The sequence below is a fragment of the Streptomyces sp. NPDC032822 genome, assembly GCF_055578825.1.
Map to the genome: position 1 here is coordinate 184,379 of NZ_JBVIOL010000005.1, position 19,052 is coordinate 203,430.

Genomic DNA, 19,052 nt, shown 5'->3' on the forward strand with positions numbered 1-19,052 from the left:
GTCTCGGCGCGGCTGCCCCGGGGGCCTTCGACCTCGTGACGATGCGGCTGCTCCTCGCGTTCACGGCCGACAGGCGGGCCGTCGCCGAGCGGGTCCGGGAACCGCCGACGCCGGGCGGGATCTGACGGGTGACGACACCCCTCACCGGACGGCTGCCCGAGGAACGCCGACGCATCGGGCTCACGCCCGAGGAGGTCGCCGTCGTCACGGACCGATGGCCGCGGGGCGAGGGCTATGACCGGGAGGCGGGCGGCCCGCACTGCTTCGTCCTGCGCGTACAGGGGCCCTCTGGGCTCGTGCCGGGCCGGGTGGCAGAGTGATCGGCATGACGCAGGCGCGGGCGGAAACGGTGGGCGGGGTCGAGGAGTTGGCGGTCGACGCGTTGCGTTGGCTGACCGGGAACGCGCGGGACGACGGGCGCGGTGGGGTCGGCTGGGCCACGCGGCCCTCCGACGAGCAGGTCAACCCGATGCTCTACAACGGCACCGCCGGGATCGTGCCGGTGCTGCTGGAGGCGTGGCGGCACTTCGGGGACGACGCGTACGCCGACACCGCCCTGCGCGCGGCGCGCGGGCTCGTGGCGGCGGTCGACGACTGCGAGGACAGTTCCCTGTACTTCGGGCTCACCGGTACGGCGCTCGTGCTGCGAGCCGTTCACGGGGAACTCGGTGACACCGACGCGGGCGTGGCCGCTGACAAGGCGCTGGGGATCGTACGGTCGCGGTTCGACGGGGCCCGGTGGGGCGAGCTGTTCGAGCTGATGGGCGGCAACGCCGGGATCGCCCTGGGCGCGCTGGAGGCCGGTGACGAGGAGTTCGCCGTGCGTGCGCTGGAGCCCTATCTGCGGGCCGCGGAGCCGGTTCCGGCAGGCGTGCACTGGGAGTTCCGAACCGGCAGGGACGGCCGGATGCACCATGTCTCGCACGGCACACTCGGAGTCGCGTACGCGCTGGCCCGCGTCGGCGCAGCGACCAAACGCGCGGACCTCGTCGAACTGGCCGAGGCGGCGGTCGCGGGTGTCGTGGCCCGCGACGAGGACGGACCCGACGGTTTCCTCGTCGCCCACTCCGACCCGGCACACCTTCCGGACCACAACCCCCGCCACAGCTACGGCTGGTGCCACGGCCCCGCCGGTGACGCCCAGGTGTTCCGCCTGCTCCGGGACGTCCTCGCCGACGCGCCCGCCTGGTCGGCCCTGGTGGACCGCTGCTGGCACACGGTGACCCACTCCGGCCTGCCGGACAGGCTGCGCCCCGGCTTCTGGGACAACCACGGGCGCTGCTGCGGCACCGCGGGCGTCCTGGCGCTGGCCTGCGACCGGATGGCCGAGCAGGACGATGGCCACGACTTCGCCGCCGTCCTCGTCGCGGACCTCGCCGACCGGGCGGTCCGGGACGCCGACGGCGCCCGCTGGTCCAACTTCGAGCACAAGGCCGTCCCGGGCGACCTCGAACCCCAGAACGGGTGGGCGCAGGGCGGCGCGGGCATCGCCCGGGAGTTGATGCGCTACGTCCGGCTGGGCCGGGGCGGCGATCCGGACTACGCGTTCGTCTGGCCCGACCAGCCGGCCGTGCGCCGTGCCGGTGTTCAGGCGACCGAGCCGATCCGTCCCGTCGGCACGGACGCCGTGTCGTGATGGATCGGCGTGTGCGCCCCGGTCAGTGAGGCCCCGCTGCCGCCCCGCCGGTCGGCGACGATCTCGGCGGCGATGGACAGCGCCGTCTCCTCCGGGGTCCGAGCCCCGAGGTCGAGGCCGATCGGCGACCTGAGCCGCGCCAACTCCAGCTCGGTGACGCCGACTTCGCGCAGTCGGTCGTTGCGGTCGAGGTGGGTGCGCCGGGAGCCCATCGCCCCGACGTAGGCGACCGGCAGCCGCAGCGCGAGCTTCAGCAGGGGGACGTCGAACTTGGCGTCGTGGGTCAGGACGCACAGGACGGTACGGGCGTCGACGTCCGTGCGCTCCAGATAGGTGTGCGGCCACTCGACGACGATCTCGTCGGCCTCGGGGAAGCGGGCCTTCGTCGCGAACACGGGCCGCGCGTCGCACACCGTGACATGGAAGTTCAGGAACCTGCCGACCTTCACCAGTGCCGAGGCGAAGTCGATCGCACCGAAGACGATCATGCGGGGCGGTGGGACGGACGACTCCACCAGCACCGTGAGCGGCGCCCCGCACCGCGATCCCCGCTCGCCGATCTCCAGGGTGCCGGTACGGCCGGCGTCCAGAAACGCGCCCGCCTCCGCCGCGACCGTGCGGTCCAGTTCGGGATGGGCGCCGAAGCCGCCGTCGTAGGCCCCCTCCGGGTCGACCAGCAGTGCGCGGCCCACGAGTTCGGCGGGGCCGGACACGATCCGTGCCAGGGCCGCCGACCGGCGGCCCGCGGCGGCGTCCAGCGCGGCGGTGACCACCGGACGGACCCGGTCGCCGGCCCGGACCGGCGTGACGAGGATGTCGATGATCCCGCCGCAGGTGAGGCCGACGGCGAACGCGTCGTCGTCGCTGTAGCCGAAGCGTTCCAGGACCGACTCCCCGTCTCGCAGGGCCTGTTGGCACAGGTCGTAGACCGCGCCCTCCACACAGCCACCGGAGACCGAGCCGATCGCCGTGCCGTCGGCGTCCACCGCGAGGGCGGCGCCGGGCCGGCGGGGTGCGCTGCCACCGACGGCCACGACGGTGGCGACGGCGAAGTCACGGCCCTGCTCGACCCACCTGTTGAGCTCCTCGGCGATGTCCAGCATCTCTCGGTCTCCTTGAACTGCGGTTGCGTGGAGGGCGGTCGGTGAGGGCGGCTAGTGGACGCCGAGCCAGCTCTCGATCGGGGCGAGGGCGAAGTACACCAGGAAGATCAGCGTCAGGCCCCACATGAAGGGGCCGATCTCCCGCGTCCTGCCCTGGGCGGTCTTGATGGCCGCATAGGAGATGACCCCGGCGGCGACACCGGCGGTGATGGAGTACGTGAACGGCATGACCACGACGGTGAGGAAGACCGGGATCGCGGTGGCCCGGTCGGCCCAGTCGACGTGCCGGGCGTTCATCATCATCATGGCGCCGATCACCACCAGGGCGGCGGCGGCCACCTCGCCGGGCACGATGGCCGTCAGCGGGGTGAAGAACAGACAGGCCGCGAAGAAGAGTCCGGTGACCACCGAGGAGAGGCCGGTGCGGGCGCCCTCGCCGACGCCGGTCGCCGACTCGACGAACACCGTCTGGCCGGACGCGCCCGCGACACCGCCGATCGCGCCGCCCGCGCCGTCGATGAACAGCGCCTTGGACAGGCCCGGCATCCGGCCCTGCCGGTCGGCGAGCTTCGCCTCCGTGCCGACGCCGATGATGGTGGCCATCGCGTCGAAGAAGCCGGCCAGCACCAGGGTGAACACGATCATGCCGACGGTCATCGCGCCGACCTCGCCCCAGCCGCCGAACTCGACCTGTCCGAAGATCGAGAAGTCCGGCATGGAGACCGCGCCGCCCTGCAGTTCGGGTGCGCCGCTCGCCCACTGCTTCGGGTCGATGACGTCCAGCGCGTTGAGGACCACGGCGAGGACCGTGCCGCCGACGATGCCGAGCAGGATCGCGCCGGGCACACCGCGCGCCTGGAGCATGAAGATCGCGAGGAGGGTGAGCGCGAAGAGCAGCACCGGCCAGCCGGCGAGTTCGCCGGTCGCGCCGAGGGAGACCGGGGTGGCCTTGCCCTGGTGCACGAACCCGGCCTTGTAGAAGCCGATCAGGGCGACGAACAGACCGATGCCCATGGTGATGGCGTGTTTGAGGGCCAGCGGGATCGCGTTCATGATCATCTCGCGCAGGCCGGTGACGACGAGCAGCATGATGACCACGCCGTACATCACGCACATGCCCATCGCCTGCGGCCAGGTCATCACGGGAGCGACCTGGGAGGCGAGGACCCCGGAGACGGAGAGGCCGGCGGCGAGGGCCAGGGGCACCTTGCCGAAGAAGCCCATCAGCAGCGTGCTGAGGGCCGCGGCGAACGCGGTCGCGGTGATCAGCGCCTGCTGGCCCAGCGTGTTCCCCGCGGCGTCCTTGCCGGACAGGATCAGGGGGTTGAGAAGGAGGATGTACGCCATCGCCATGAAGGTGGTGACACCGCCGCGCACCTCGCGCGCGACCGAGGATCCTCGGTGGGATATGTGGAAGTACCGGTCGAGCCGGGACCTGTCGGCGGGGACGCGGGGTTCTGAGTTCGCGGCCTCGGTCTCGGTCTCGGCCTCGGCCTCGGTGTTGGCCTCGGTCTCGGCGTTGGTCTTCGGTCGGAGTGGGTGTGGGGTCATGTGGGCCTTCTCCCAAGGTTCACAGGGGCACCCGGCCGTCGCGCTGGACTGCGGCGGGATTTGGGAAGGTGCACGACCCGGGGGACGGCCCGAGACGAACGGGGGGTTCTGCGCGGTGCGGTGTGGTCGTGTACTGGCTCGGGTGGTGCGGGTCGGTGGGCGGCTGCGGGTGCGTGGGGGCTGGTCGCGCAGTTCCCCGCGCCCCTGAAAAGCAGGGGCTGCGCCCCGTGCTTTCCGGGCCCGAAGAGGCCCTGTCCTTTACGGCCCGTAGGGCCGTGTCCTTCAGGGGCGCGGGGAACTGCGCGAGAAGCCCCACGCCCCCGCACGCGCCCACGAACCCGCACCACCCGAGCTCTCACGCGGCACGCCGCCCGACTGCTACGCCGTGCCCGTCAGGTGTTCCGGGCGGACCGGCGTCCTGTTCAGCTCCAAGCCCGTCGCGTCGCGGATCGCCGCGAGGACGGCCGGGGTCGACGACAGGGTCGGGGCCTCGCCGATGCCACGGAGCCCGTACGGCGCGTGGTCGTCGGCGAGTTCGAGCACGTCGACGGGGATGGTCGGCGTGTCGAGGATGGTGGGGATCAGGTAGTCCGTGAAGGAGGGGTTCCTGACCTTGGCGGTCTTCGGGTCGACGATGATCTCCTCCATGACCGCCACGCCGAGACCCTGGGTGGTACCGCCCTGGATCTGGCCGATCACGGACAGCGGGTTGAGCGCCTTGCCGACGTCCTGGGCGCAGGCCAGTTCGATGACCTTGACCAGGCCGAGTTCGGTGTCGACCTCGACGACCGCGCGGTGGGCGGCGAAGGAGTACTGGACGTGTCCGAAGCCCTGTCCGGTGCGCAGGTCGAAGGGTTCGGTGGGGCGGTGCCGCCACTCGGCCTCGATCTCGACGGCCTCGTCGTCGAGGACGTCGACCAGGTCGGCGAGGACCTCGCCGCCGTCGGTGACGACCTTGCCACCCTCCAGGAGCAGTTCGGCGGTGGCCCAGGCGGGGTGGTAGGAGCCGAACCTGCGGCGCCCGATCTCCAGGACCTTCTCCCGGACCAGCTCGCAGGAGTTCTTGACGGCGCCGCCGGTGACGTACGTCTGCCGCGACGCCGAGGTCGAACCCGCCGAACCCACCCGGGTGTCGGCCGGGTTGATCGTCACCCGGGTGACGCCCAGCTCGGTGCGGGCGATCTGCGCGTGGACGGTGACCCCGCCCTGGCCGACCTCCGCCATCGCGGTGTGCACGGTGGCCACCGCCTCACCGCCGACGACCTCCATGCGGACCTTGGCCGTCGAGTAGTCGTCGAAGCCCTCGGAGAAGCCGACGTTCTTGATGCCGACCGCGTAGCCGACCCCGCGGACGACGCCTTCGCCGTGCGTGGTGTTGGAGAGACCGCCGGGGAGCTGCCGTACGTCGGCCGCCTCGCCGGCCGAGAGCCACTGCTGCTCCGGCGGCATCGGCATCGCCTTGACGCGGCGCAGGAGCTCGGCGACCGGTGCCGGTGAGTCGACGGGCTGGCCGGTCGGCAGGAGCGTGCCCTGCTCCATCGCGTTGAGCTGGCGGAACGCGATCCGGTCCATGCCGACCGCGTCGGCCAGCTTGTCCATCTGGGCCTCGTAGGCGAAGCACGCCTGGACCGCGCCGAAGCCGCGCATGGCGCCGCAGGGCGGGTTGTTGGTGTAGAGGGCGATGGCCTCGATCTCGACGTCGTCGACGACGTACGGGCCGGCGCCCAGCGAGGAGGCGTTGCCGACGACCGCCGGGGAGGCGGAGGCGTACGCGCCGCCGTCCAGCACGATCCGTGCCTTGAGGTGGGTGAGTTTGCCGTCCTTGGTCGCCCCGTGCTCGTAGGAGAGCTTGGCGGGGTGGCGGTGGACGTGTCCGAAGAAGGACTCGAAGCGGTTGTAGACGATCTTGACGGGCTTGCCGGTGCGCAGCGCCAGCAGACAGGCGTGGATCTGCATCGACAGGTCCTCGCGGCCACCGAACGCACCGCCGACGCCGGACAGCGTCATCCGCACCTTGCTCTCGGGCAGACCGAGGACGGGTGCGATCTGGCGCAGGTCGGAGTGGAGCCACTGGGTGGCGATGTAGAGGTGGACGCCGCCGTCCTCGTCGGGCACGGCGAGGCCGGACTCGGGGCCGAGGAAGGCCTGGTCCTGCATGCCGAAGGTGTACTCGCCCCTGACGACGAAGTCGGCCTTCTTGGCAGCCTCCTCGACGTCGCCGCGGACGATCGGCTGGCGGTGCACGATGTTCGGGTGCGCGACATGGCCGACGTGGTGGTCGTCGCGGCCCTCGTGGATCAGGATCGCGTCCGGCGCGGTCGCGGAGGCCTCGTCGGTGATGACCGGCAGTTCGCGGTAGTCGACCTTGATCTTGGCGGCGGCGCGGCGCGCGGTCTCCGGGTGGTCGGCGGCGACGATGGCGACCGGTTCGCCGTGGTGGCGCACCTTGCCGTGCGCGAGGACCGGGGTGTCCTGGATCTCCAGGCCGTAGTTCTTCACGTCGGTCGGCAGGTCGTCGTAGGTCATGACGGCGTGGACGCCGGGCAGGGCGAGCGCCTCGCTGGTGTCGATGGACACGATCTCGGCGTGCGCGACCGTGGAGCGCAGGATCTGGCCCCAGAGCATGTCCTCGTGCCACATGTCGGACGAGTACGCGAACTCTCCGGTGACCTTGAGGGTGCCGTCGGGGCGGAGCGTGGACTCGCCGATGCCGCCCTTGGTCTTCGAGCCCTGGGTGATCTTGACGGGTGCGCCGCTGGTGGGTTTCGCAGACATGGTCAGACCGCCTCTCCCTGCCGGGCGGCCGCCAGGCGGACCGCGTCCATGATCTTCTCGTAGCCGGTGCAGCGGCAGAGGTTGCCCGACAGGGCCTCGCGGATGTCCGCGTCGGTGGGGGTCGGGTTGCGCTCCAGCATCTCGTCGGCGGCGACCAGCAGACCGGGCGTGCAGAAGCCGCACTGGACGGCGCCGGCGTCGATGAACGCCTGCTGGACGGGGGAGAGTTCGGTGCCCTCGCCGGTCTGGGAGTCCTGTCCCCGGGCCGCCCACCGCTGGGCGTCCTGGAGGGAGGTGCCACAGGCGCCGGAGGCGCAGCCGCCGTGTTCGGCGCGCTGTTTGGCGAAGTCCGCGAGGCCCTCGACGGTGACGACCTCGCGCCCCTCGACCTGGCCGGCGGCGACCAGGCACGAGCACACGGGCACGCCGTCCAGGCGGACGGTGCACGACCCGCACTCCCCCTGCTCGCAGGCGTTCTTGGAGCCGGGCAGGCCCATCCGCTCGCGCAGCACGTACAGCAGGGACTCGCCCTCCCAGACGTCGTCGGCTTCCTGCGGGCGGCCGTTGACCGTGAAATTGACGCGCATCAGGCGACACTCCCCTTCTGATGTGTCCGGCCGTCCGTGCCGCGGTACGACTCCCAGGTCCAGGTCAGGGTGCGGCGGGCCATGACGCCGACCGCGTGGCGGCGGTAGCTCGCCGTGCCCCGGACGTCGTCGATCGGGTTGCAGGCGGCCGAGCACAGCTGGGCGAACTGCTTGGCGACCGACGGGGTGATGATCCTGCCGTTGTCCCAGAAGCCGCCCTCTTCGAGCGCCGCGTTCAGGAACTCCTCGGCCGCCTTGGCCCGGACGGGCGTGGGCGCGGCCGAGCCGATGCCGGTGCGGACCGTGCGGGTGTCGGGATGCAGGGCCAGACCGAAGGCGCAGACCGCGATGACCATGGCGTTGCGGGTGCCCACCTTGGAGTACTGCTGCGGGCCGTCGGCCTTCTTGATGTGGACGGCCCGGATCAGCTCGTCGGCGGCGAGCGCGTTGCGCTTCACGCCGGTGTAGAACGCGTCGATCGGGATCAGCCGCGTACCGCGCACGGACTCGGCCTCGACCTCGGCGCCGGCCGCGAGGAGGGCCGGGTGGGCGTCACCGGCGGGCGAGGCGGTGCCGAGGTTGCCGCCGACGCCGCCGCGGTTGCGGATCTGCGGGGAGGCGACCGTGTGGGAGGCGAGGGCCAGGCCGGGCAGTTCGGCGCGCAGGTTCTCCATGATCGCGGTGTACGGGACGGAGGCGCCGAGCCGCACACTCTCCTCGCCGGCCTCCCATTCGTAGAGGTCGCCGACGCGGGTCAGGTCGAGCAGGTACTCGGGCCGGCGGTGGTCGAAGTTGATCTCGACCATCACGTCGGTGCCACCCGCGATCGGCACTGCGGTGGGGTGCTCGGCCTTGGCGGCGAGCGCCTCCTCCCAGCTGGCGGGGCGAAGGAAGTCCATGACCGGCTCTCTTCATCGTCTTGTGGGTCGTACAGATCGAGCCATTCCGTGTGCGGCGGGCCCGGCTCGTTCATGTGCTGTTTACGCGGAGTGGGCCCAGTACACAGCGCCGTACGCCGAGCGGGTCAGTCACGGAAACCATGAAGGAGTTGGCTGGCCAGGGAGGCCATCTTGTAGATTCATCTGAACGGAGGCCATCGGAAACCTCCTCGTTTTCGTAGGGAAACGCGAGGCGCACCCCAGGTGACCTGGGACACGGCCCCTCGCGCGGGACCTGTCAGGATTCCGCGAGATCCATCGTAGTTTTCGAGACAAAAAGACGAGAGAAAGAACGGCGGCGACGAGAATGCGGCTGCGCGCACTGCTGGACACCGACGCGCTGGGCCTGCGGCTGCTCGGCGGCGGGGACGAGCTGGACCGCACCGTGCGCGGGGTGATGACCACGGACCTGCGCGACCCCAGCCGCTATCTCACGGGCGGGGAACTGGTCCTGAGCGGTCTGGCCTGGCGCCGGGACGCCGCCGACGCCGAACCCTTCGTCCGCATCCTGGTGCAGTCCGGGGTGGTCGCGCTGGCGGCCGGCGAGGCCGAGCTCGGGGCCGTCCCCGAAGACCTGGTGGCGGCCTGCGCCCGGCACCGGCTGCCGCTGTTCGCGGTGCACGAGTCGGTGGCGTTCGCGACGATCACCGAGCACGTCGTACGTCAGGTCTCCGGCGAGCGCGCAGGGGACCTCGCGGCCGTCGTGGACCGGCATCGGCGGATGATGACCGCGGGCCCGGCGGGCGGCGGCCCAGACGTGGTCCTGGACCTGCTCGGCTCGGACCTGGACCTGCGCGCCTGGGTGCTCTCCCCCACCGGGCGGCCGATCGCGGGCTCGAAGGCGGCCGGCACCGCACTGCCGGCCGACCTGTGCGCGAAGCTCGCGGCCGAGCACCTGGCGGCCGTCCGTTCGGGCCGGCGCGGCCCGCACCGGGTGACGCCGGGCCCGGCGCCCTCGGGGACGTTCTCGCTCTTCCCCGTCCGCGGCGGCGGACACTCCGCGCAGGGCTCCCGGGACGTGCGCGAGACGGTCCTGTCGGACTGGCTGCTGGCCGTCGAGGCGGACGCCGGGGACTGGCCGGAGGAACGGCTGGACCTGCTCCAGGGCGTCACCCAGCTGATCTCGGTCGAGCGCGACCGGCGGGACGCCGCGCGCACGGTGCGCAGACGGCTCGCCCAGGAGGTCCTGGAGCTGGTGCAGACGGGTGCCGCGCCCTCGGAGATCGCCGCCCGGCTGCGGGTGGCCGCGCCGGTCCTGCTGCCCGGGCTGGGTGCGGCGCCGCACTGGCAGGTGGTCGTGGCCCGCGTCGAGTGGCAGGGCGGTGACCTGGAGGGCGGGCCGATCGCCCAGGCGCTCCTGGAGGAGATCCTCGTCGACCCGCTGTCCACGGGCCCGGAGCCCTCCGACCGGATCGCGGTGGCCCACACCGGGGACGAGGCCGTCGCGCTCGTGCCGCTGCCGGCGGTGTCCTCGGAGCACGACGGCTCGGAGGCGGGGATCCTCGCCGACCAGCTCCTGGAGTCCGTACGGGGGCCGCTGTCGGCGGGCCTCGACGACGACGGGCGGGTCACCCTCGGCGTCAGCGCGTCCGTGCACTCGGCGGAGGGGCTGCGCGGCGCGCTGGAGGAGGCCCGGCACGCCCGCCGGGTCGCGGCGGCCCGCCCCGGCCGGGTGTGCGCGGCCGGTCATCAGGAACTCGCCTCGCACGTCCTGCTGCTGCCCTTCGTCCCCGACGACGTGCGGCGCGCCTTCACGGCGCGGCTGCTGGACCCGCTGCGCGACTACGACCGCCGGCACCGCGCCGAACTGATCCCCACCCTGGAGGCGTTCCTCGACTGCGACGGCTCCTGGACGCGCTGCGCGGCCCGTCTCCACCTGCACGTCAACACGCTGCGCTACCGGGTGGGACGGATCGAGCAGTTGACGAGCCGTGACCTCTCGCGACTGGAGGACAAGCTGGATTTCTTCCTGGCACTGCGGATGAGCTGAACCCTCGGGAGCGGATCGGCGGCCGATCAGTCCCACGACTTTGTGAAATCCTTCACCCACCCCCTTGGCCCGGCGGGTGGATTCGTGCTGAGATGCCGCCACCACTCAAGGCTCGATGGCGTGCTCGGGGAGGGCAACGTGGCGTATACCGCCATGTCTGGGAACGGAACGACCGCCGGAGACGATCCCCTCCAGACCGCGGTATGGCGGCTGCGCTCCCGCGCCTGCTGGGCAGATGCCGCCGCCCTGCTCCAACCGGTCACCGCACAGGCCTCGCTCCAGCGGGCGTCCCTGCTGGTGGAGCGGTGTCTGTACACCGAGCAGGGCTGGGAGCAGGCCGAGGACGCGCTGCGCACGGCCGAGGCGCTGGCCCACAGCGACGACGAGCGCGGCGCGGCCGCTTGTGAACGCGGGCAACTTGCCTACGCGGCCACGCTGCACGGCGTACGGGACCGCGCCGACGAGGCGCGGGCTGCGCTCGGCCGGGCGGCGGCGCTGATCGCTCCGGGGACTCCCGGGCGGGCCCTGCTCGACTTCCGGCGGGGGCTGCTGGCGGAGAACCTGGCGCACTCCCCGCAGTCGGCGCGGGCCGCGTACCGGCGGGCGCACGCGGGGGCCACCGCCCATCCCGATCCACTGCTGCTCTCCTTCACCTGGCGTCATCTCGCCGGACTCGCCCTGCGGGAAGGGGAGTTGGCGGAGGCGCGGCACGGGTTCGCCGAATCGCTGCGGATCCGTGAGGAGTTGGGCTATCTCGTCGGGACGGCTCCGGCGCTCGCGTCGCTGGCGGACGCGGAGGTGGAGCCGGAGGCGACGCGCCTGCGGGCGGAGGCCCGGCGGCTCTTCCAGCTCCTGGGGGGCGTACCGACGTGGCTGGCACGGCAGTTGGAGACGGTGCCTCCGGCGGCGACGGCGTAACCGCCGGCTCCGGCGGGCGCCCGCCGCTGCCCGCGGGCGCCTTCGAGCGCCCGCGGTTCAGGCTCCGGTGAAGTGCTCCCCGACCAGCGCCCGGACCACGTCCAGGTCGCGGGCGATCAACGCGTCGAGCAGCGCGGTGTGTTCCGCCGCGTCGGCCACCAGCTCGCCCCGTCCGCGCGAGGCGGGGCCGCCGACCAGGGGCCACTGGGCGCGGCGGTGGAGGTCCTCGGCGATCCGGGCCAGCTGCCGGTTGCCGGAGAGTGTGAGCAGCGCGCGGTGGAAGGCGCGGTCGGACTCGGCGTAGGTCGCCCGGCAGCCGGAGGAGGCGGCGCGCATGGTCGCCTCGGCGAGCGGGCGCAGCTCGGCCCAGCGTTCCACCGGCACCGTACGGGCCAGGCGGAGCATCACGGGGACTTCGATCAGGGAGCGGATCTCGGCGAGTTCCGCCAGTTCGCGCCGGCCGCGTTCGACGACCCGGAAGCCCCGGTTGGGGACGACCTCGACGGCGCCCTCCAGGGCGAGTTGCTGCATCGCCTCGCGGACGGGCGTCGCCGAGACGCCGAAGCGGTCGGCGAGGGCGGGTGCGGAGTAGACCTCGCCGGGCCGGAGGTCGCCCGCGACCAGAGCGGTGCGCAGGGCGTCGACGATCTGTCCGCGGACGGAGGACCGCTGGACGGCCGGGCGGGGCCGCGGGAGGGGCGGTTCGCTGTGGGTGTGCTCACCACGCGCCGCTTCGGGGGCGGCGGGCCGCCCCCGTTCCCTGCCCGTGGGCCCGGGCTGCGCCGGCACCCGGGCCGTGTCCGCGGGAACGCCCGTCCCGGCGGAGCCCTGCGCACCCTGCTTCACGGGGTCCTCCTCCGGACGTGTCGGTACTTGGGGTCATTACGGCGGGTTGTTACTCGTCCGTCAAGAAGATTAGGCGCATAAACCGACAGTTCAAATTTCGATAGTTTTGGGTAAGGTAAGCCTTACCTTTAAGCGCTCGCGAATCGGTGGTCCTCCATGCCCGTCCCGCTGCCCGCGCCCCGCTCGGCCGTCACGGACGCATTCACGCAGGTCACCGAGGTTTTCCCGGGTTTCACGGTTGCCGAGCTGAACCCCGGCGAGCAGGCCCCGCGGGGCGGCGGCTGGATCACCGCGGCCGACCTCGCGACGGGCGGGACCGGCCTGGAGACCTTCCTCGCCTGGGACGACGCCCAGGTCCGGCGGGACCACGGCCGCCCGGGCCGCCCGGACGTGATCGCGAGCTTCGGCCTGCACCGGTACGCGTGGCCGGCCTGCCTGCTGATCACCGTGCCGTGGTTCCTGCACCGCCGGGTACCACGCTTCCCCGTGACACATGTCTCCTACGACCGCACCGAGGGCCCCATGTCCTTCGCCGTGCGCCCCGGCCCTTTCGCCTGCCTGCCACACGACCCGGCGGCGGCACTCCCCGGCGCCCGGGTCGTCCCCGACGAGGAGGCACTGCGGGCCGAGGTGCGGGCGGCGGTCGCCGAGCACATGGAACCGGTGCTCGCCGGGTTCGGGCCGCCGATGCGACGGCGCGGCCGGGCCCTGTGGGGCATGGTGACGGACGAGATCGTCGAGGGGCTCTGGTACGTCGCCGGGCTGCTCGGGGAGAGCGAGCGGCTGCGGGCCGAGCGCGAGCTGGAACTGCTGCTGCCGGGCTCGACCCGGCCCTACGTCGGCACGGCGGGCTTCCGGGTGCTGACCGGACCGCTGGGCGAGCCGCTGCCCACCCGGGACCGGGCGAGCTGCTGCATGTACTACACCCTGGACCCGGACGACACCTGCGCCACCTGCCCGCGCACCTGTGACACGGTCCGGGTCGCCAAGCTCACGGCGGCCGCCGCCAGTTGAGGCACCCTCAGGCGGGCGCGTGATCATCCGTCCCGTAAGATCACTCCGGACCGGGACGCCCGCCGGGTTACAGGCAATTCACAACTTCCTCACTTGCCGCAGGAACTTTCCGTGGAACCACCCGTACGGGTAGTCTTATTCGAACTCAACTCCCGCCCCTCACGCGGCAGTTCGAGCAGAACGCCGCCCTGGGCATCCCCTTGCACTTCCTTGGCGGCCTCTTGCCCCGAAAACGCCTGAGGGCCGTCGGGATTGGGCCACTATGGCGGGCGTTACCGCCCTATCCCAATGCAAGGGACCCCAGATGAGACTGACCGACATATCGCTGAACTGGTTGCTTCCGGGCGCCGTCTTGCTCCTGGGCATGCTGGCGGCGGTTGCGGTTCTGGCGCGCGGGAAACGCTCCGTGGCGAAGGACTCGCGTGCGGACGACTCGTGGGAGCGCAGCGAGGAGCGCCGCAGGCGCAAGGAGGCCATATACGGCACCGCCTCCTATGTGCTGCTCTTCTGCTGTGCGGCGGTGGCCGCCGCACTCTCCTTCCACGGCCTGGTCGGCTTCGGCCAGCAGAACCTCAACCTGACCGGCGGCTGGGAGTACCTGGTCCCGTTCGGCCTGGACGGCGCGGCGATGTTCTGCTCCGTGCTCGCCGTCCGCGAGGCCAGCCACGGTGACGCCGCTCTCGGCTCCCGGATACTCGTGTGGACGTTCGCGGGCGCCGCGGCCTGGTTCAACTGGGTGCACGCGCCCCGGGGTTTCGGCCACGACGGTGCGCCCCAGTTCTTCTCCGGCATGTCCCTGTCGGCGGCCGTGCTCTTCGACCGCGCCCTGAAGCAGACCCGCCGGGCCGCCCTGCGCGAGCAGGGTCTGGTGCCGCGTCCGCTGCCGCAGATCCGTGTGGTCCGCTGGCTGCGGGCGCCCCGTGAGACCTACAAGGCCTGGTCGCTGATGCTCCTTGAGGGCGTGCGCAGCCTGGACGAGGCGGTCGACGAGGTCCGTGAGGACAAGCGCGAGAAGGAGGCCGCCCGACTGCGTCGGCGCGGCGAGGAGCGCGTGGAGCGGGCCCAGCTCAAGGCGATCAGCCGGGGTCACCGCGGGTTCGTCGGCCGCGGCCGGCAGTTGGAGACGCAGGCCACCCTGGAGCGCGGCCCGTCGGACCGGGTCACTTCGGAGCCTGCCATATCCGCGGAACAACTGCCCGTACGCCAGCGGCCCTCCCTGCAGCCCGTCCGCAAGGCCGCTGACCCTGTCACCGTCGACCTCACCGCGGAGGACGACACCATGGCCCTCCCGCGTCTCGACTCCCTGGAGCGCAAGCTCAAGGACCTGGAGCAGCAGTTCGGCTAGTAACAAGCGGGCGTACGGGGCGGGGTGCGACTCCTGGGAGTCGCACCCCGCCCCGTTTCTCGGTGGGTCCGGTTCACGCGGCGCCCGCGTCCAGCTCGAACCACACCACCTTCCCCACTCCGTGCACCCGCACGCCCCACGCGTCCGCGAGGGACTGCACGAGGACCAGGCCCCGGCCGTGCGTACCGTCGTCGGCGTTCGGTACGCGCAGTCTGGGCCTGCGGGCCACGAAGTCGCGTACCTCCACCCGCAGACCACGTGGTCCGACGGTGGCCGTCAGCAGCGCGTCGTGGTCGGTGTGGATGATCGCGTTGGTGACGAGTTCGCTGGTCAGCAGCTCCGCGACCTCTGATCGCCCGGGCCTGCCCCAGTGCCGTAGCAACTCGCGCAGCGCCCTGCGCGTCTCGGGCACGGCCGTCAGGTCCGCCCGTCCGAGTCTGCGTTTGAGCTGTGGCGCCGGCGCCTCGTCCCTGACGCTGTCGGCCCTGTCCTCCACTGTGTCCGCCGAGAAGGCCCCTATTGCCGTGGGACCGCCTCCTCGTGCCTGCCTCTTCATGACCCCCGCCCGCGTGCCGATGTCGGTTCCCCTCCTGTTCGAACACGTTCACGGGGATCCATGCCCCCCAGTTCACGCGCCAGTCATGTCGAATCGTCAACGACCAGGTGTTCGGCCATCCTTGGGGACCTGCGCGAGGGCGGACGCGGTGGCCCGGGGCGGGGGCGGGCCCTCCTGATCACGCCTCCCGGACGGTCCCGGAACAGCCGTGCACGAGGACCGACCGCTGGTGGAAGCTCCGCCGGAACATGCCGTGCGCCGATGCGTGGGGCACGCCCGGTACCGGGCACGCGCGCCGGGGTTCCGGTCCGTACGGCACCTGCCGGACCGGCCGGTGCGGGGAAAGCCCAGGTCGACGGGGTCGTTCCGGTTGGGGGGCGTCTCCCGGAGGAACGGGCGGGCGGCGCGTCGAGGCGGTGATCGGCTACGGCCGCGCGGGGGACGGACCCGGCTGCGGGGCGCGGGGGCGGCCGTACGACACGACGGGCGGGCCCCGGAGGGGTGTGCGCCCGTCCGACCGCCCGCTGCCGGGGACCTTCCGGCACCGGCGTCCGTCGGCCCCGCGGTACCGCACGTCTTCGGGCCTACGCACCCGGGCGACGCCCTGACCGCGGGTCATGGGCCGATCTGCCCACTCCCGTCTGCCGATCTCGCCGTACTCGACGAAGCGGTGGGGCCGTTGGTCCTCGACTGCTCCCGGACGCCGAAAGCCCGGCGGGAGGGACGGGCTCCGGTTTCGGACTCCCCGGCCGTGCGGCCGTCCTCTCCCCGCCGACGAAACTGTCCGGAAACCATTGGTGGGTCACCCGAGGACTCAGGGTGACCGGCCGCACGGAACGGCCGCGGCCCGAATCCCCCCTGGATTTCGGGCCGCGGCCGTCGCGGATCCGCACGCAGCGGCCACGGCCGCGTGCGGCGCCGTCACTTCCCGCCGACGCCCTTGTCGCCGATGTGGAAGATGCGATGCCCGCGGTTCATGTCGACGACGAGCTTGGTCGTCGAGCCGTCGCCCCAGGTCAGCGTGATGCCGGCCTCGGTGTGGTCGGCGGTGCCGTTGTCGGTGACCTTCCAGCTCACCGGGACGTTCTGGGCGCGCAGGACACCGTCCGCGTGGTTCTTCGCCTCCCAGGCCTTCAGCTCCTTGCCGAAGCCGGCCGTCAGGTAGTAGCCGCGCAGTTCGTCGGAGAGCCTGCCGCCCCCGTCGGGGTCGCTCTTGGCGTCGATGTAGGCGCCGTAGAAGTCGGCGATACGGGTGATCGGGTCAGTCGGCTTGCCGCTGATGCTGCGCGGTGCCCCGGCGGACGCCTGGGCGGTCACGCCGAGGCCGAGGACCAGGGCGAGGCCGGTGGCCAGGGCGGTTCGGCGCCGTACGGCGTTGGTCTTGTTCACGTGCGTTCCCCGTTTTCCGTGTGCGTCGTGCGTCGCTCTTCGGACTGTCTCGGCAAGTGGTGCGGGGGCCGCCCGCCCGACCCCCGTGCGGGAGGGCGGCCCCGGATTCCGCGGCGGTCGCGGTCAGTACAGCTTGTTCACCGCGGTCCTGGTCGTCTTCTTGAAGGCCTTCACGGGCGCGTCGTCGAAGTCGCCCATCTGCCCCCACTCCACGACGGTGACGGTCCGGCCGTCCCGCCCGACGGAGTACAGGCTGATGTCCGTGGCCCCCCACGAGGTGTTGGTGTGCAGCCCGTGCACGCTGGCGCCCTCCTCCACCGGCAGGGTGCCGTAGCTCTTGTAGGTGGCCTCGATCTCCGGGTCCTGCTCGGCGCGGTCCGCGCAGGAGCGGATCTCCTTGTTGAGGCGCGTGGCGAGCGCCTTGGCCTTGGCGGTGCTGCCGACGACCACGGTGAGCTGGCGGGCGCTCGTCTCCAGGTCGGTGCGGAAGTCGCGGTAGCGGGAGTCGTAGGCGAGGAGTGCGTCCTTCAGGCAGAACCGCAGCTCGTCCGGAACGCCGTCGGTGACCTTGCCGGCGGTCCACGCGGAGGAGGGGTGCGGCGGCAGTTCGGAGGCCGCGAGGAATTTCGGCGCGGCGGCGGCCTTCGTGACGGCGACCGGGGCCGGCTGGGCTTCGGCCTGAACCGCGAGTGCGGCGCCGAGCGTGACGCTCGTGATAGCCAGTACGGTGAGCGCGTTTGCTCGGATGTGCTTGGGCATGGGTGTCCCCCGTGGACGAGTGCATGGGTGTGGGTTGTGCCGCCGCGACGCCGGATGGTCGGTCCGGCCTTCGTCGGTGCGACACCAAGAGCATCAGCGGTCACAGCGGGCGGGCGCAACAGGGGATGCCCGATCCACCACGGTGGAACCGTCCCAGCCCATCTGACGTGCAGGTATATGGAGTGCCTGGGATACGGATCCGGGCCGGACGGGGGAACGGTGTCGGCACCACAGGACCAGGTCGGGGAATTCGCTGCGCTGCTGACGCGGCTGAAGGAACGGACGGACCGCAGTTACGGTTCGCTGGCCCGCCGCCTCAACATGAACACCTCCACGCTGCACCGGTACTGCGCCGGCGAGGCGGTCCCCCAGGACTTCGCCCCCGTGGAGCGGTTCGCGGCGCTGTGCGGGGCGTCGGCGGAGGAGCGGCTGGAGCTGCACCGCGCGTGGCTGCTGGCGGTGGCGGCACGGCAGCGACCGCGGGCGGCGGAGACCGTGTCCGCGGACACGGACCCCATGGACCCCGCGGACCCCGGAGAGGCGGCCGGGGACGCGAACCCCGCGGCGGCGCCCTCTCCGGAGACCGGCTCCGCGGCGACGGCTTCCACGGAGACCGGCCCCGCGGTGGAGGGCGCCGCCGCGGAGACCGCACCCGTGGGCAACGTCCCCGCTCCCCCGCCCGGCCGCTGGTACCGAAGTCGACGCACCCTGGTGTCCGCGGCCGTCGTGGCGGTGCTCCTCGTGACCGTGGGCAGCCTCGCGGCCCTGCCCTCCTCAAAGAAGGGTTCGGCCGACTCCGCGGAGTCCTCGCGTGGCCCGTCACGTACGACCGCACCGGGCACCCCCGGCAGTCCCCCGGCCACCTCGCCGAGCCCCTCCGCCACCACCGGCTCCCCCTCGGCCAAGGGCACCGCGTCGAAGAAGCCCTCCGACGGCCCCCAGGGGAGCGGCAGACCCTCGGGAAGCCATGAGCGGGACGGCGGCGGCACTCCCGACGTGCCGCTCACCTGGACGGCCGACTCCCAGATCTGGTCGCTCGGCTGCGGCCACGACTACGTCGTCGACAAGCAGCCCGCGCAGGTCCCGCCGCCGCCGTCCTCGCAGGACGCGGCGATCTGGGCGGCGTCCCAGAACGCCGTGCACGGCGGGGACACGAACGTACGGATCTCGGTGCAGGGGCGGACCTCAACGGCCGTCGTCCTGGAGGCGCTGCGGGTCCGGGTCGTCGGACGCGCCGACCCCGCCCCCGGCAACGCCTTCTCCATGGACCAGGGCTGCGGCGGAGCCGTCACCCCCCGCTACTTCGACGTCGACCTGGACATCGACCGCCCCCTCGCCCGCCCGGTCGCGGGCAACGACACGGGCACGCCCATCCCCGCGATGCGGCTGCCGTACCGCGTCTCGGCCGAGGACCCCGAAGTGCTGCTGGTCACGGCGAAGACCGACGGCTGCGACTGCCGCTGGTACCTGGAGCTGGACTGGTCCTCCCAGGGCCGCACCGGCACGGTCCGCATCGACGACCACGGCCGCCCGTTCCGCACGACCTCCATCAAGGGCCTGCCGCGCTACTGGTACGCCACGGAGGGCTCCGAGCGCCGGTGGGTGGAGCGGACGGACTAGGGCCGGGGACCTGACCGGCCGGACC

Annotated in this window: 16 protein-coding genes; 7 read left to right on the top strand and 9 right to left on the bottom strand. The window is 72.4% G+C overall.

What is annotated here, in order from left to right:
- Positions 1 to 128: 128 nt before the first annotated feature.
- Positions 129 to 320 (top strand): hypothetical protein, encoded by a 192-nt coding sequence (locus ACZ5VD_RS16460; protein WP_468548011.1) that lies wholly within the window; start codon positions 129 to 131, stop codon positions 318 to 320.
- Positions 321 to 325: 5 nt separating this feature from the next.
- On the top strand, positions 326 to 1,636 hold the full coding sequence (locus ACZ5VD_RS16465; RefSeq protein WP_468548012.1) for a lanthionine synthetase LanC family protein: 1,311 nt from the start codon (positions 326 to 328) through the stop codon (positions 1,634 to 1,636).
- On the opposite strand, the gene ACZ5VD_RS16470 is transcribed toward ACZ5VD_RS16465, so the two are convergent.
- The 5 genes from ACZ5VD_RS16470 to ACZ5VD_RS16490 form a co-directional block, all read right to left on the bottom strand.
- Entirely contained in the window at positions 1,588 to 2,739 is a 1,152-nt protein-coding gene (locus ACZ5VD_RS16470; RefSeq protein ID WP_468548013.1) for an XdhC family protein, read from the bottom strand. The two genes, ACZ5VD_RS16465 and ACZ5VD_RS16470, sit on opposite strands and share 49 nt — an antisense overlap.
- Positions 2,740 to 2,790: 51 nt before the next feature.
- Positions 2,791 to 4,290: an NCS2 family permease gene (locus ACZ5VD_RS16475; protein ID WP_468548014.1), complete on the bottom strand. Its 1,500-nt coding sequence runs from the start codon at positions 4,288 to 4,290 to the stop codon at positions 2,791 to 2,793.
- Positions 4,291 to 4,668: 378 nt separating this feature from the next.
- The gene (locus tag ACZ5VD_RS16480) at positions 4,669 to 7,065 is read right to left on the bottom strand and encodes a xanthine dehydrogenase family protein molybdopterin-binding subunit (protein ID WP_468548015.1); all 2,397 of its coding nucleotides are present in this window, start codon (positions 7,063 to 7,065) and stop codon (positions 4,669 to 4,671) included.
- A gap of 2 nt (positions 7,066 to 7,067) precedes the next feature.
- Positions 7,068 to 7,652: a (2Fe-2S)-binding protein gene (locus ACZ5VD_RS16485; protein WP_468548016.1), complete on the bottom strand. Its 585-nt coding sequence runs from the start codon at positions 7,650 to 7,652 to the stop codon at positions 7,068 to 7,070.
- Positions 7,652 to 8,551 carry an FAD binding domain-containing protein gene (locus ACZ5VD_RS16490; protein ID WP_468548017.1) on the bottom strand — a complete coding sequence of 300 codons (900 nt, stop codon included), beginning with the start codon at positions 8,549 to 8,551 and terminating at the stop codon, positions 7,652 to 7,654. Before ACZ5VD_RS16490 ends, ACZ5VD_RS16485 begins: the two co-directional genes overlap by 1 nt.
- A 346-nt stretch (positions 8,552 to 8,897) precedes the next feature.
- Between ACZ5VD_RS16490 and ACZ5VD_RS16495 the strand changes: the two genes are divergently transcribed.
- Positions 8,898 to 10,580, top strand: a complete 1,683-nt coding sequence (locus tag ACZ5VD_RS16495) for a PucR family transcriptional regulator (RefSeq protein ID WP_468548018.1) — start codon at positions 8,898 to 8,900, stop codon at positions 10,578 to 10,580.
- A gap of 138 nt (positions 10,581 to 10,718) precedes the next feature.
- The gene (locus tag ACZ5VD_RS16500) at positions 10,719 to 11,498 is read left to right on the top strand and encodes a hypothetical protein (protein ID WP_468548019.1); all 780 of its coding nucleotides are present in this window, start codon (positions 10,719 to 10,721) and stop codon (positions 11,496 to 11,498) included.
- Between the two features lie 57 nt (positions 11,499 to 11,555).
- Here the strand turns inward: ACZ5VD_RS16500 and ACZ5VD_RS16505 are convergent, their stop codons facing one another.
- On the bottom strand, positions 11,556 to 12,344 hold the full coding sequence (locus ACZ5VD_RS16505; protein WP_468548020.1) for a GntR family transcriptional regulator: 789 nt from the start codon (positions 12,342 to 12,344) through the stop codon (positions 11,556 to 11,558).
- 156 nt (positions 12,345 to 12,500) lie between these two features.
- On the opposite strand from ACZ5VD_RS16505, the gene ACZ5VD_RS16510 reads away from it, so the two are divergent.
- Both ACZ5VD_RS16510 and ACZ5VD_RS16515 read left to right on the top strand, forming a co-directional pair.
- Positions 12,501 to 13,358, top strand: coding sequence for a (2Fe-2S)-binding protein (locus ACZ5VD_RS16510; protein WP_468548021.1), 858 nt, complete (start codon positions 12,501 to 12,503; stop codon positions 13,356 to 13,358).
- A 304-nt stretch (positions 13,359 to 13,662) separates the two neighbouring features.
- Entirely contained in the window at positions 13,663 to 14,703 is a 1,041-nt protein-coding gene (locus ACZ5VD_RS16515; RefSeq protein ID WP_468548022.1) for a DUF2637 domain-containing protein, read from the top strand.
- Positions 14,704 to 14,776: 73 nt separating this feature from the next.
- Here ACZ5VD_RS16515 and ACZ5VD_RS16520 read toward each other — a convergent pair whose 3' ends face one another.
- The 3 genes from ACZ5VD_RS16520 to ACZ5VD_RS16530 all read right to left on the bottom strand — a co-directional run bounded on the left by ACZ5VD_RS16520 (position 14,777) and on the right by ACZ5VD_RS16530 (position 17,407).
- A complete protein-coding gene (locus ACZ5VD_RS16520; protein ID WP_468548023.1) occupies positions 14,777 to 15,259 on the bottom strand; it encodes an ATP-binding protein in 483 nt (160 codons plus the stop codon).
- A 921-nt stretch (positions 15,260 to 16,180) separates the two neighbouring features.
- Positions 16,181 to 16,648: a hypothetical protein gene (locus tag ACZ5VD_RS16525; RefSeq protein WP_468548024.1), complete on the bottom strand. Its 468-nt coding sequence runs from the start codon at positions 16,646 to 16,648 to the stop codon at positions 16,181 to 16,183.
- Between the two features lie 123 nt (positions 16,649 to 16,771).
- The gene (locus tag ACZ5VD_RS16530) at positions 16,772 to 17,407 is read right to left on the bottom strand and encodes a hypothetical protein (protein WP_468548025.1); all 636 of its coding nucleotides are present in this window, start codon (positions 17,405 to 17,407) and stop codon (positions 16,772 to 16,774) included.
- A gap of 177 nt (positions 17,408 to 17,584) precedes the next feature.
- Here ACZ5VD_RS16530 and ACZ5VD_RS16535 point away from each other — a divergent pair, with 177 nt between their 5' ends.
- A complete protein-coding gene (locus tag ACZ5VD_RS16535; RefSeq protein ID WP_468548026.1) occupies positions 17,585 to 19,027 on the top strand; it encodes a helix-turn-helix domain-containing protein in 1,443 nt (480 codons plus the stop codon).
- Positions 19,028 to 19,052: the final 25 nt, after the last annotated feature.

Coding starts and splice junctions, on each gene's coding strand:
- ACZ5VD_RS16475 (WP_468548014.1), bottom strand. CDS start 4,290: ATGACCCCACACCCACTCCGACCGAAGACCAACGCCGAGACCGAGGCC.
- ACZ5VD_RS16480 (WP_468548015.1), bottom strand. CDS start 7,065: ATGTCTGCGAAACCCACCAGCGGCGCACCCGTCAAGATCACCCAGGGC.
- ACZ5VD_RS16520 (WP_468548023.1), bottom strand. CDS start 15,259: ATGAAGAGGCAGGCACGAGGAGGCGGTCCCACGGCAATAGGGGCCTTC.
- ACZ5VD_RS16510 (WP_468548021.1), top strand. CDS start 12,501: ATGCCCGTCCCGCTGCCCGCGCCCCGCTCGGCCGTCACGGACGCATTC.
- ACZ5VD_RS16490 (WP_468548017.1), bottom strand. CDS start 8,551: ATGGACTTCCTTCGCCCCGCCAGCTGGGAGGAGGCGCTCGCCGCCAAG.
- ACZ5VD_RS16495 (WP_468548018.1), top strand. CDS start 8,898: ATGCGGCTGCGCGCACTGCTGGACACCGACGCGCTGGGCCTGCGGCTG.
- ACZ5VD_RS16535 (WP_468548026.1), top strand. CDS start 17,585: ATGGAGTGCCTGGGATACGGATCCGGGCCGGACGGGGGAACGGTGTCG.
- ACZ5VD_RS16485 (WP_468548016.1), bottom strand. CDS start 7,652: ATGCGCGTCAATTTCACGGTCAACGGCCGCCCGCAGGAAGCCGACGAC.
- ACZ5VD_RS16530 (WP_468548025.1), bottom strand. CDS start 17,407: ATGCCCAAGCACATCCGAGCAAACGCGCTCACCGTACTGGCTATCACG.
- ACZ5VD_RS16470 (WP_468548013.1), bottom strand. CDS start 2,739: ATGCTGGACATCGCCGAGGAGCTCAACAGGTGGGTCGAGCAGGGCCGT.
- ACZ5VD_RS16465 (WP_468548012.1), top strand. CDS start 326: ATGACGCAGGCGCGGGCGGAAACGGTGGGCGGGGTCGAGGAGTTGGCG.
- ACZ5VD_RS16515 (WP_468548022.1), top strand. CDS start 13,663: ATGAGACTGACCGACATATCGCTGAACTGGTTGCTTCCGGGCGCCGTC.